The following is a 12,674-nucleotide window of genomic DNA, read 5'->3' as shown; positions in this document are numbered from 1 at the left end:
GATACTTAACGTGCGAATTAACTTGACAGGAAGCCGGTTCCTTTGCAAGTCTATATTCGAAATGTCGTTGCAAATAATGAAACGACAAGGCGGCCCGAAACAGGGCCTCGACATTTCAGGGACACTTGGCTTCCGCAGCGCGGAATTGGAGGGAAAGATGACGACAATTGAAGCCGGCGAAGCGAACCGGCTGAGGAAGAACAGCCTTGGCGTTGGCGCCATCACCTTCATGGTGATCTCGGCAGCGGCGCCTCTGACGGCTGTGGCTGGCGGCACGCCGCTCGGCATGCTGATGGGCAATGGCGCGGGCTTTGCCGGCACCTATCTGATCGTGACGCTGCTGCTGCTGTTGTTCGCGGTCGGCTATGTCGCCATGTCGCGCCATGTCGGCAATGCAGGCGCCTTCTATGCGTATGCGGCGCGCGGGCTCGGCGGTCTCGCCGGCGGCGCCACGGCGCTGATCGCAATCCTGTCCTACAATGCCATGCAGATCGGCGTCATGGGCCTTCTCGGTGCCGCGACCGCCGGGCTGTTCGCCGGCTGGGGCATCAACTTGCCCTGGTGGGCGTGGAGTTTCATCGCCATCGCCATCGTCGCCGTGCTCGGCTACAGGCAGGTCGACCTGTCGGCCAAGATCCTGACCGTTCTGGTGCTTGCCGAATACGTCGTGGTGCTGATCCTCGACATGGCGATCGTCAAGACCGGAGGCGATAGTGGACTGTCAGCGGCGCCGTTCAGTTGGAGCCAGATCACCAGCGGCGCGCCGGCGATCGCCATCCTGTTCTGCTTTGCCGCGTTCATCGGCTTCGAGGCAACGACGATCTATGCCGAGGAGGCGCGCGACCCCAAGGTCACCATTCCGCGGGCGACATATTTCTCCGTCATCCTGATCGGCGTCTTCTACATGGTCACCGCATGGCTGATGGCGGTCGGTGCCGGCGTTGATAAGCTGCTGCCGGCGCTGCAGGGGCTTCAGGATCCGACCACGTTCCTGTTCGGCCTGTCCGACCGCTACGCCGGAACGATGCTCTCGCACGCCATGAGCATCCTGTTCGTGTCGAGCCTGTTTGCCGGCGTACTGGCGTTCCACAATGCGGTCGCCCGCTACATCTATGTTTCCGGCCGCGAGAAGCTCCTGCCGCGGACCATCGGCGTGACCCATTCGACGCACCAGAGCCCGCATGTCGCCTCGGTCATCCAGAGCGTGCTTGCCGCTGTCGTCGTCGGGCTCTTCGCCGTGCTTGGCCTTGACCCGGTGCTGGCGCTGTTTTCGTGGCTGACCAACGTTGCCACTCTCGGCGTCATCGTGATGATGGCGGTGGCCTCGCTCGCCGTCGTGATGTTCTTCCGTGCCAACCCGTCCAGTCAGGAGAACGCGGTGAAGACCACAATCCTGCCGGGGCTGACCTTCATCGCCTTCGTCATCATCATCTATCTGATCGTCATCAATTTCGGCGGCCTGTCCGGTGCTGGCGGGTTCCTCGGCGTGTTCCTGCCGGCGCTGGTGCTGATCGCGGCCGTGGTTGGCCTTGTGCTGGCGAGCGCGTTGAAGAGCCGGGATCCGGTGGCCTTCGCCGAGCTTGGACAGCCTTTGAAGGACTGAGATCAAGAGGGGCGGCGCATGACGCCGCCCCCTTCTTCACCCTAGGGGAGTAGCGGCGTTGAGCTTTGCCGAGAGCATCACCGTTGAGGCGCTGGAAGCCGATCCGTATCCGATCTATGCTGAACTGAGGCGCAACGCGCCGGTCGCTTTCGTGCCGGCGGTCAACCTCTGGTTCGTCACCCGCTGGAAGGATGTCGAAACGGTCGCGAAGTCGCCCGACATCTTCTCCGCGGTTGTCGGGACATCCCCGGTCGAACGCTCCTTCGGCAAGCCGACCATCCTGACCACCGACGGAGACGTCCACAAGGATCTGCGCCAGGGCGTCGACCCGAAATACCGGCCGCGCACCGTCGCTTCCTATGCCGGGGATCTCGTGCGCTCGATCGCCGGAGCCTATCTCGACCGGATCGCCGAGCAGGGTGCGGCGGAACTGATGGCCGAGTATTTCGAGCCGGTGTCGACGCTCAGCCTGGCGCGCTCGCTCGGGCTGGCCGACATCGACATGCCGACCTTGCGGCGCTGGTTCTATGGCCTTGCCCAGGGCGCCATCAATTTCGAGAACGATCCGAAGCGCCAGGAAATCGCCGATGCGATCAGCGCCGAGGTTGGCGCCGCCATCCTGCCGACGCTGGAGAGGCTTGTCCACGCGCCTGACGACTCCGCCCTGTCGCACATACTGCATGACGGCATGCCGCAGGGTGCGACCCGCGCCATCGACTTCGTGATGCCGAGCATCAAGGTCATCCTGCTCGGCGGCATGCAGGAGCCCGGCCATGGCGCCGGCTCCATACTTGCCGGCCTGCTTTCGCATCCCGAGCAGATGCGGCAGGTGCTGGACGATCTGGAAACCTTGGTGCCGAAGGCGGTCGACGAGGGTCTGCGATGGGTCGCGCCGATCGGCACGCAGACGCGCCAGACGACGCGCGCGGTCGAGCTCGGCGGCGTGACCATCCCGGCGGGCGCGCCAGTCGCCGCGCTCGTCTCCTCGGCCAGCCGCGACGAAATCCGGTTCTCCGATCCCGACCGTTTCGACATCCTTCGTGATGAAGGCAACCACGCTGCCTTCGGCTTTGGCCATCACTTCTGTTCGGGTCGGTTTTTTGCGCGCGAGCAGATGTGCCTCGCGGTAAGGCTTCTGCTGGAACGGTTTCCGGATCTGCGGCTGGTGCCAGGCAAGGAACCGGTGTTCCGGGGCTGGGAATTTCGCGCGCCAACCACCCTGCATGTCGCCTTCGGAGCCGGTACCCAATGATCAACCAGAACACCATCGATATGCTGCGCAAGGCCGAGGTCGGCGTGCGAAACCTCTTCATCGATGGTGCGCAGACCGCAGGTGCAAGTGGCGCCACGCTGCCCGTGATCTCGCCGATCGATGGCCGCCCGTTCGCCAGCATCGCCGACGGCAACGCCGTCGATGTCGATCGCGCCGTGGCGTCGGCGCGCAAGGCGTTTGAGAAGGGCTCGTGGTCGCGCGCCGCCCCCGCCTTCCGCAAGAAGATTCTGACGAAGTTAGCCGAGCTGGTCGAAAAGCATGTCGATGAACTGGCGGTGCTTGGCGTCCGCGACAACGGCACCGAGATCGGCATGGCCTACAAGGCCGAGCCGTTATCGGCCGCGGGCACCATCCGCTACTACGCGGAGGCTATCGACAAGGTCTATGGCGAGATCGCGCCGACGGCCGAGAATGTGCTCGGGCTGATCCACAAGGAGCCGCTCGGCGTTGTCAGCGTCATCGTACCCTGGAATTTCCCATTGATGATCGGCGCCTGGAAGATCGCGCCGGCGCTGGCTGCCGGCAATTCCATCGTCGTCAAGCCGCCCGAGGTCGCTTCGCTGACGCTTCTGCGGCTGGCTGAGCTCGCTGCCGAAGCCGGGCTTCCCGCCGGTGTGTTTAACGTCGTTACCGGCCGTGGCGCGGTTGCCGGCGAGGCGCTCGGCCTGCACATGGATGTCGACGCCATAGCCTTCACCGGCTCGGGGCCGGTCGGCCGGCATCTGCTTGAGTATGCGGCGCGTTCCAATCTGAAGCGCGTCTTCCTCGAACTCGGCGGCAAGTCGCCCAACATCGTCTTTGCCGACGCCCCGGACCTGAAACAGGCCGCAATCGTCTCGGCCAACGGCATTTTTCGCAATTCCGGCCAGGTCTGCGTTGCCGGCTCGCGCCTGCTCGTCCAGGCGTCGGTCTACGACCGCTTCATGGACGAGCTCCTCGCAGCGACCACGCGGCTGAAGGTCGGCGATCCGCTCAATCTGACGAGCGACGTCGGTGCGGTATCAAGCGCCGAGCAGCTGGACAAGAATCTCGGCTTCGTCGAACGGGCGACAGCTGAAGGCGCCCGTCTGGTCACCGGCGGCGGACGGATCCTGGCCGAAACCGGCGGCAGCTACATGGCGCCGACGATCTTCGAGAACGTGACGCAAGAGATGCAACTCGCCCGCGAGGAGGTGTTTGGGCCGGTGCTCGGCGTGATGCGCTTCGAGACCGAGGAAGAGGCGGTGCGGCTTGCCAATTCGACGGTCTATGGCCTTGCCTCGGCGGTGTGGACCGCCAACCTCTCCACGGCGCATCGTATGGTGCGCAACATCAATGCCGGCGTCGTCCACGTCAACACCTATGGCGGCGCCGACATCACCGTGCCGCTCGGCGGCGTCAAGCAGTCCGGCTTCGGTCGCGACAAGTCGATGCATGCGCTGGACAAATACACCGATCTCAAAACGGCCTGGATTTCTCTCGGCTGACCGTTTCTCGCTAAGCGCTGCCGAGGATGAAATCGGCACAGCGGTCGGCGATCATGATCACCGGCGCGTTGGTGTTGCCACTGATGAGCCTGGGCATGACCGAGGCATCGCAGATCCGCAGGCGCGGCACGCCGCGGACGCGCAACCGCGGATCGACCACGGCACTGTTGTCATTGCCCATCCGGCAGGTTCCCGATGGGTGGTAGACCGTCTTGGCGTGTTCGAGGATGTGGCCGACGATCGCCTGGTCAGGAAGATCCGCGGCCGCGCCCGGCGAAAGCTCCTCCGCCACCATGGCCTGCAGCGCCGGCTGGCGCAGGATGGTGCGGGCGATCTTCATGCCGGCCAGCAGCAAGGCGAGATCGTCCGGATCGGACAGGAAGCCGGTGGTGAAGCGGATCGGATCGGCCGCATCGCGCGAGCGCAGCCTGACCGTGCCGCGCGACTTCGGCCTGAGCACACAAGGATTGATCTCCATGCCGTGCCGCTCGATCGAGCCGTGTTCGGCGCTCTCGATCATCACCGGCAGGACGTGGAACTGGATATCGGGACGGCCATCGCCATCGGCGTCGAAGAAGCCGCCGCTCTCGACCACATTCGAGGTGAGCAGGCCGGTGCGGAACATGAGGTACTGCAGGCCGTGGCGCAGCGCCCGCAGGCCACGGTCCTCACCAAGCAGCGAGATCGGCTGGCGCGTCAGCGCATAGACGGGAGCCGCGACGTGATCCTGCAGGTCGCGGCCGACCGCGGGCATGTCGCGGATGACGGGAATGCCCAGTGCGGTCAGATGTTCGGCTGGCCCCAGTCCCGACAGCATCATCAGCTTCGGCGTCGCCAGCGCGCCTGATGTGAGGATCACTTCGGCTTCCGCCGTCGCTGTATGGGTCTGTCCGTCCGATGTGGTGTAGGCGAGGCCGCTTGCCGCACCGTTTTCCAATGTCACGCCGGTGACAAGCGCATCGGTGACGACGGTGAGATTGGCATTGCCTGCCAAGGGCTTCAGGAACACCTTTGCCGCCGATTGTCTTTCGCCATTCGCGGTCGTCGTCTGGTAAAAGCCGACGCCTTCCTGCCTGTCCCCGTTGAAGTCGTCATTGAAGGGATAGCCGGCCTGTTGCGCGGCCCTGACATAGGCCAGAGACAGCGGATGGCGATGGCGGGGATCGGAGACGGGCAGCGGTCCGGTGGTGCCGTGGCGATCGCCGGCCAGCCGCTCGTTGCGCTCCAGCCGCCTGAACACCGGCAGCACCTCGTCCCAGCCCCAGCCGGGACAGCCAAGGTCGCGCCAGTCATCATAGTCCTGCGGCTGGCCCCTGACATAGAGCATGGCATTGATCGACGACCCGCCGCCCAGCGTGCGGCCCTGCGGCACCGGTAGCCGGCGGCCGCCGACGCTGGGTTCGGGATCGGATTCGTAGATCCAGCTGCGCGCCGTGCCGATCACCTTGGCGAAGGTGGCGGGCATGTCGATGAAGCGCGAATTGTCGGCCGGCCCGGCTTCGACGATCAACACGCGCTGGCCGGTATTGACCAAGCGGTTGGCCAGCGTGCAGCCGGCCGAGCCGGCGCCGGCGATGATGTAGTCGTACGCAGCGTTCATGGCGTCAGGCGTAGCGCATGATGACGGTCTTGGTCTCGAGATAGCCGTCGATCGCCGCGCGGCCGTGTTCGCGGCCGATGCCGGACTGCTTGAAGCCGCCGAAGGGTGCCGCAGGGTCCAGCGTGTTATGCGAATTGACCCACACCGTGCCGGCCTTGAGGCCGTGGACGGCGGTCATCGCCTTGCCCATGTCGCGGGTCCAGATCGAGGCCGACAGGCCATAGCGCGTGTCGTTGGCGATATGGATCGCCTCGTCGAGATCGGCGACCGGCATCGCCGCCACCACCGGACCGAACACCTCCTCACGCGCGATCTCCATGTCGGGCCTGATATTGTGCAGGATGGTCGGCGCGACATAATGGCCCCTGGCCGGTACCGACCGCGCGCCGCTGACGCGTTCGCCGCCGGCCGCCAGGCTGCGCTCGACAAAGCCCTCGACGCTCCTTCGATGCTTGGCCGAGACCAGTGGGTTGATCTGGGCTTCGGCATCGCGGCCGGCGCCCAGTGTCATGCCATCGGCGATCTCGGCCAGCCGCGCCAGCGTGCGGTCATAGATAGACTTTTCGATCAGCAGCCGCGAGGCCGAGGTGCAGACCTGGCCCTGGTTGAAAAACATGCCGAGCCCGGCGACCAGGGGCTCAATGCCCTCTTCCATGTCGGCAAGCAGGATCATCGGCGATTTCGACCCGAGCTCCAGCGTGAAGCGGGCGACATGGTCGACGGCCGCGTGGCCGACGCGTTTTCCCACTTCCGTCGAACCGGTGAAGGTCAATTTGTCGATGCCGGGATGACGGATCAGCGCCTCGCCGGTGACGCTGCCGCTGCCGGTCACGATGTTGATGACGCCGGGCGGGAAGCCTGACGCCTTGATCAGTTCTGCGAGCCTGAGCAGGCCGAGCGGCGTCTCCTGCGGCGGCTTCAACACCACGGTGCAGCCGCAGGCGAGCGCCGGCGCGATCTTCCACATGCCGATCAGCAACGGGAAATTCCACGGCACGATGGCGCCGACGACGCCGACCGGTTCCATTATGGTCATCGCTTGATGCCTGGCGCCAGGCGGCACCGGAATGGACACCTGGAAGGTCGAGCCCTCGATCTTGGTCGCCCACCCGGCATAATAGCGCAGCCAGTCGACGCTGCCGCCGGCGCTAAGCATGCGGGCGACACCTAGCGACTTGCCGTTCTCGATGCTTTCGATCTCGGCCAAGAGATCGGCATCGGCCTCGATGGCGTCGGCGAGCTTCAGCATCAGGTTCTGGCGGTCGACCGGCCGCATTGAGGCCCACGGGCCTTCAAGGGCTGCACGCGCAGCACGCACCGCCTGGTCGACCAGTTCGGGACCGCTCTCGGGCACATGCGCGACGATCTCGCCGGAGGCGGAATCATCGACAGCGAGGCCATTTCCCGCCAAGCCGTCAACAAAGCGTCCATTGATGAAGGGCCGGTGCGGACGCGCCAGGAAAGCGGCGGCAGCAGTGCTGATCGGCGGCACGGTTCTCTCGTTCACGCCATCCTCCTCGATTGCTGGTGAACACGTTGCATCAGGGTTATGGAGCGTGTCGGCTGGCTTCAAGCGGCTGATGGTGCCAGTGCACGCTCAGTCAAAACAAAGTTCCCGCTTGGACAAGACGCCCCGCAGTCGACTGGCCTAGACCAAAGTCGCATCGAGCAGCGTGTTTTGCGCAGGCTTCCCGGTTGTCAAAGAGGTGTCGACGATTGAGTGCGTTGCTGGGCAATCCGATGGTCACCACTGCTGCGCTGCCACTCGCGCTCGGCACGGTGATGGCGCTGTTGGCAAGGGTCGCACTGCCGGGATCAGTGCTTTCTCTGCTGTGGGCCGCTTTGATTTTGTTCTTCTATTGGGACACGCTCGGGCCGCCTGTGGTGCCGCCGGTCGCCGCCAGCCAGAAGCTGATCTATCTCGCCTCTGGCGGCATCGTCGTGGGCCTGTTGCCCGAACGCCTGTTGAGCGCTGCCGTTGCGGGCAAGCTTGTCGCCGCCGCGCTTGCGGTAGCCTTGCTGTGGCTTGGCTGGCGCCGCCTGGCCGGCGGTTCACTCGACCTGCAGATGGTCGCCGCCCTCATCGCCGGCCTGTTGGCGATCGTCGGCGCCGCGATGCTGCTGTCGGCGCGGTCCTCGCCATCGTCGTCCGCCGAAGCGCCGTTCCTGGTGCCGGCGGCGATGCTCGCTTTTTGCCTGGCCGGCGCCATCATCTCGGTGCTTGGCGCCTCGATCGTCACCGGGCAATTGCTGGGATCGCTTGCCGCGCTCGCCGGCGGCTGGTGTCTTGTCCAGTACATCACAGTGCTGCGCGGAGGCTCCGCCGTTGCCTGGAGCAAGGGCACTGAACTGCTGCTTATCTACGCCGCAGCCACCGTGCAGATCCAGGTCGCGCTGCTGGCGCCGAAGGCTAATCCGGTCGCGCTGGTGCTTTCATCCTTGCCGCTGATCGTGGCCATGCTGATGCCCGGTCCGCTGCGGGGCCTTGTTCCCGGCGTCCGGCCGTTGCGGCCGCCGATTGCCGGTCTGCTGATCGCCACACCGGCGATATTGGCCATCCTGACGGCGATCCTATGGGCGCCGCATGGAGCCGCCCTCGGCTTTTCCTGAGCCAAAGAACGACAACCAACAATGGGGAGAGTTACGTGACGATGAGAAAACTGACGGCCGCGTTGGCCTTTGCCTCGGTGTGCGCATTCGCATCGGCAGCACATGCCGACACCTACGAGATCGACGGCCAGCACGCCTGGATCACCTTCACCATAAAGCACGGCATCTACGGCATCGCGCATGGCCAGTTCGATGCGGTGAAGGGCGCCATCGTGATGGACAAGGCCGATCCATCGAAAAGCAGCGTCAAGGCCGAGATCGATGTCGGCTCGGTGCACACCGCCTATGACCAGCGCGACAGCGATTTGAAAGGCCCCGACTTCTTCAACGCCGCCGAATTCCCGGCGATCTCCTTCGAAAGCACCAAGGTAGAGAAGGTCAGCGACAAGACCGGCAAGGTCACCGGCAATCTCACCATCAGCGGTGTGTCCAAAGAGATCACCCTCGACGTGACGCTGATCAACGAGGCGCCGGCGCCGTGGGATGCGACGCTGACCAAGGCGGCGTTCAGCGCCACAGGCAAGGTCAGTACGGCCGACTTCCCGATGGCCAAGGCCGCGGCCGGCTTCGGCCTTGGACCGGATGTCGACATCGTCATGGATTTGGAAGCGGTGAAAAAGTAATCCGGCGAGAGAGTGCCGCGCGCAAGGTCGCGCGGCACTTCATCGGACAGGGCGCAAAGTGCGCACTCAGTCAAAACAAAGTTCTCGCTCGGACAAGACGCAGATTGGCCGGTGCCGCATTATTCCCAGCGAAGATCGGCACATAGCCGGCGCGCTTACCAATCGGGATGGAACAATGCGATTTTCGGGAAAGACGGCTTTCATTACCGGCGGCGGCACCGGGATCGGCGCGGCGGTGGCCAGGCGCATGGCGGCCGACGGCGCCAAGGTGGTCCTGATGGGCCGGCGGCGCGAGCCGCTGGAAGCTGTGACCAAGGATATTGGCGGTCTGGTGGTGCAGGGCGATGCCGCCGATCCGAAGGCGGTGCGTGCGGCGCTTGCCGAAGTGCATGAAAAAATCGGACCGGTCGACATCCTCGTCGCCAATGCCGGCGGCCATGGTGTCGGCCCGACGATTTCGATGAGCGACGAAACCTGGAGCCTGGCGACGCGCACCAATCTCGACACCGCTTTCGTCTGCGCCCGCGAATGCCTGCCGGACCTGATCGCGCGGAAGGGCAACATCGTCGTCGTTGCCTCGATCGCCGGCCTGTTTGCCGGCCCGGACGCCGCCGGCTACGTCACCATGAAGCATGCCTGCATCGGCTTCGGCAAATCGCTGGCGCGCGACTATGGCCGCAAGGGCGTGCGCACCAACATCATCTGCCCGGGTTGGGTCTCGACCGACATGGCCGACGAACAGATGGCGGTGATCGTCGAGAAGCACGGACTTGGCTCGATCGACGATGCCTACCGGCTGGTGACCAGGGACGTCCCGCTCGGCCGGCCGGCGACACCGGAAGAGGTTTCCAACGTCGTCTGCTTCGTCGCTTCGAGCGAGGCGGCCATGATGAACGGTTCGATCCTGACCGTCGATGGCGGCGCCACCGTCGTCGACCTGCCGACATTAGCTTTTGTCGATTGATTGGGAGAGTGCGATGAACGACCAGAACAGGCCGGCGGACTGGAAGCATTTCGACGATTTCGCCGCCGGCATCGCCACCAACCGGCTGGCGACGACATCAGCGTTGCGCGGCCAGACCTTCAAGATCACGCTCGACACGGGGCGCACAATCGACCTTGCCTTCACGTCGCCCGACACGGTGGCGTGGAGCGAGGGCAGCGAGGCCGGCGCGGACTGGTACGAGGCGCTCGAAGTCGCCGCCAACGTGTTCTTCATCAACATGACTTTCGCCGCCCGGCCGACCGAGGATGAGGCCTACATCGTCAACACCAGCACGCGCCGCGTGCTGTCGGTGCGCGAACGGGTGCGTGAAGCAGGCGAAGCGCCCGGCGAGCCGCGCGTCGCGCAGACCTGGTCGGCCGGCGTGCTCGGGGATCCCAGCAACGCGCCGACCGGTATCAAGCCGGCGCCGACCCGGGACCTGATCGGGCTCACCGCGCACTACACATACAGCCCCAACCACGTCTACGAGCACATCTATCTGAGCTCCGAGCGCTATGCCTGGCAGAACCTCGTCGGCATCCAGCGTGGCCATGGCGACGTCGACCTGGCGACCACCTGGAAGTTTGCCGACAACCAATATGTGTTCGGCTTCCGCGAGTTCATCATCCCGGTCGCCTCGCTGTTCTTCTACAATTGGGACGTCATGCGCTCGACCGGGAAATTCCTCGGCGTGACCATTCTGGGCAAGGTCGAGAACAAGCCGGCCGGCGCTCACATCGAGAAGAAATCCAGAACCGTCTACGACGAAGGCAAGGCGCCGGTCTGACCGCGCGGGAGAACGCGATGAACAAGAACTACGAAGCGATCAAGGCCCATTACGCCGGTTCCGATGCCAAGGACCTATCTGCGATGATGGCGCCAATCACCAGCCGCACCGCCTGGACCGAAATGGCGGGCTTCCCCTATGCCGGCACCTATGTCGGCCCCGACGCCATCATAGCGGGGGTCTTCAAGCGCATCGGCGAGGAGTGGGACGGCTACACGCTGACGCTCGAAAGACTGGTCGACGGCGGCGCCACCATCGTTGGCATCGGCACCTATTCGGGCACCTACAGGAAGACCGGCAAGCAAATGTCGGCGCGCGTCGTCCATGTCTGGGAGATGGACGACGGTAAAGCCGTGAGTTTCGAGCAGTTCACCGATACCAGGCTGGTCGCGGCAGCGACGGTCTGAGGCATGCGGGCGGGCGCCGATGCGTCCGGCCGATGAAACAACCTGGGAGGATGCAATGGGAAACAATCTGAAGGCAATGCTGGCGGGCCTGGTGCTGTCGACCGCACTTGCGGCCGGCGGCACAGGGGTCGCGAATGCCGCCGGCGACGAGATCGTCATCGGCGCTCCGATCTCCTTGACCGGGCCGCTGGCCGGCGACGGCAAGGAGCAGAAATGGGCCTATGAGCAAGCGGTGGCCGACATCAACAAGGCCGGCGGCATCATGCTCAAGTCGGCCGGCAAGAAGCTGCCGGTGCGCCTCGTCGTCGCCGACGACGAAAGCTCGGAAGGCAAGGTCGCCTCGGCGCTGGAAAACCTCATCAAGGTGCAGAAGGTCGACGCGCTGCTATCGACCCATTCCGGGCCGATGAACATCGCCGGTGCCATCGTCGCCGAGAAATACAAGAAGTTCTACATGATCACGACGGCGTTCCCGTTCGAGTGGCAGCCGTTGAAGCTCAAATACTCGGCCCTCTTCTTCTTCCACCCGGGGCCGGGCGCCGAGGTGCCATTCGAGATCTGGAACAAGCTGCCGGCCAATGAGAAGCCGAAGAACCCGGCACTTGTCACCGAGGATTCGCCCGACGGCAAGGGCTTTGGCGGCGCCTTCGAGGCGGCGGCCAAGAAATATGGCTACACTTTCGCGGTCGACGATCCCTGGGCGATCGGGGCCACCGACTATTCGGCGCTGATCACCAAGCTCAAGGCCGCCAATGTCGACGCCATGCTGGTGTTCGGCTCGCCGGCCGACACGGTGACGCTGCTGCGCCAGATGAAGGAGCTCGGCTTCTCCGTGCCTTATCTGCATGGCTGGAAGGGCACCTGGACGGGCGAGTTCCACGAAGCGCTCGGAGCGGATTCGGACTACATCATGACCGACGGTTTCTGGTCGTCGAGCTATCCCTATCGCGGCGCCAAGGAACTCGGCGATCGCTACGAGGCCGAATTCAAGAAGGACTCCGTCACAGTCGGCGCCTTCTACGCTAATGCGCAGGTGCTGGCGCAGGCGATCGAAAAGGCGGGAACCACCGATGCCGCCGCGCTGCATGACGCGGTCTTCAACCAGGAATTCAAGGACACCGTCGTCGGCGATCTCAAATTCGACCAGACCGGCTTTGCGCTGATCCCCAGCGTTGCCACGCAATGGTGGCAAGGCAAGCACCAGCTGATCTTCCCGAATGGCAACTGGACCTACAAGCCGGCGCCGGCCTGGGACAAGCGCTGAGCGGCGAGGGCACGGGCTCCGACGTTGCCGCCTGCCCTTCTCCCCGTCCTACTCGG

11 protein-coding genes are annotated in these 12,674 nt (G+C 64.6%); 9 read left to right on the top strand and 2 right to left on the bottom strand.

Annotated elements, in window-relative coordinates:
- Nucleotides 1-157 precede the first annotated feature (157 nt).
- From NKH59_RS18380 to NKH59_RS18370, 3 genes are read left to right on the top strand one after another with little or no spacing between them, the layout of a single operon-like run.
- The gene (locus NKH59_RS18380; protein WP_352685377.1) at nt 158-1,603 is read left to right on the top strand and encodes an APC family permease; all 1,446 of its coding nucleotides are present in this window, start codon (nt 158-160) and stop codon (nt 1,601-1,603) included.
- A gap of 58 nt (nt 1,604-1,661) precedes the next feature.
- Nucleotides 1,662-2,855: a cytochrome P450 gene (locus NKH59_RS18375; RefSeq protein ID WP_352685378.1), complete on the top strand. Its 1,194-nt coding sequence runs from the start codon at nt 1,662-1,664 to the stop codon at nt 2,853-2,855.
- Nucleotides 2,852-4,342 (top strand): aldehyde dehydrogenase, encoded by a 1,491-nt coding sequence (locus NKH59_RS18370; protein WP_353022682.1) that lies wholly within the window; start codon nt 2,852-2,854, stop codon nt 4,340-4,342. The genes NKH59_RS18375 and NKH59_RS18370 overlap by 4 nt, the downstream gene beginning before the upstream one ends.
- A gap of 10 nt (nt 4,343-4,352) precedes the next feature.
- On the opposite strand, the gene NKH59_RS18365 is transcribed toward NKH59_RS18370, so the two are convergent.
- Both NKH59_RS18365 and NKH59_RS18360 read right to left on the bottom strand, forming a co-directional pair.
- On the bottom strand, nt 4,353-5,942 hold the full coding sequence (locus tag NKH59_RS18365; protein WP_353022681.1) for a GMC family oxidoreductase: 1,590 nt from the start codon (nt 5,940-5,942) through the stop codon (nt 4,353-4,355).
- A gap of 4 nt (nt 5,943-5,946) precedes the next feature.
- Nucleotides 5,947-7,449, bottom strand: a complete 1,503-nt coding sequence (locus tag NKH59_RS18360; protein ID WP_353012889.1) for an aldehyde dehydrogenase family protein — start codon at nt 7,447-7,449, stop codon at nt 5,947-5,949.
- Nucleotides 7,450-7,658: 209 nt separating this feature from the next.
- On the opposite strand from NKH59_RS18360, the gene NKH59_RS18355 reads away from it, so the two are divergent.
- From NKH59_RS18355 to NKH59_RS18330, 6 genes are all read left to right on the top strand, one after another.
- Nucleotides 7,659-8,552, top strand: coding sequence for a hypothetical protein (locus NKH59_RS18355; RefSeq protein ID WP_352469651.1), 894 nt, complete (start codon nt 7,659-7,661; stop codon nt 8,550-8,552).
- A gap of 41 nt (nt 8,553-8,593) precedes the next feature.
- A complete protein-coding gene (locus NKH59_RS18350; protein WP_352539477.1) occupies nt 8,594-9,175 on the top strand; it encodes a YceI family protein in 582 nt (193 codons plus the stop codon).
- Between the two features lie 175 nt (nt 9,176-9,350).
- On the top strand, nt 9,351-10,139 hold the full coding sequence (locus tag NKH59_RS18345) for an SDR family NAD(P)-dependent oxidoreductase (protein ID WP_352469653.1): 789 nt from the start codon (nt 9,351-9,353) through the stop codon (nt 10,137-10,139).
- 13 nt (nt 10,140-10,152) lie between these two features.
- Nucleotides 10,153-10,947 (top strand): MoaF C-terminal domain-containing protein, encoded by a 795-nt coding sequence (locus tag NKH59_RS18340; RefSeq protein ID WP_353022679.1) that lies wholly within the window; start codon nt 10,153-10,155, stop codon nt 10,945-10,947.
- A gap of 17 nt (nt 10,948-10,964) precedes the next feature.
- Nucleotides 10,965-11,354 carry a nuclear transport factor 2 family protein gene (locus NKH59_RS18335; RefSeq protein ID WP_353012897.1) on the top strand — a complete coding sequence of 130 codons (390 nt, stop codon included), beginning with the start codon at nt 10,965-10,967 and terminating at the stop codon, nt 11,352-11,354.
- Nucleotides 11,355-11,409: 55 nt separating this feature from the next.
- Entirely contained in the window at nt 11,410-12,618 is a 1,209-nt protein-coding gene (locus tag NKH59_RS18330) for an amino acid ABC transporter substrate-binding protein (protein WP_352539272.1), read from the top strand.
- Nucleotides 12,619-12,674: the final 56 nt, after the last annotated feature.

The organism is Mesorhizobium sp. M0998, assembly GCF_040318885.1.
GTDB lineage: Bacteria > Pseudomonadota > Alphaproteobacteria > Rhizobiales > Rhizobiaceae > Mesorhizobium.
This window is presented reverse-complemented; position numbering and strand designations above follow the sequence as displayed.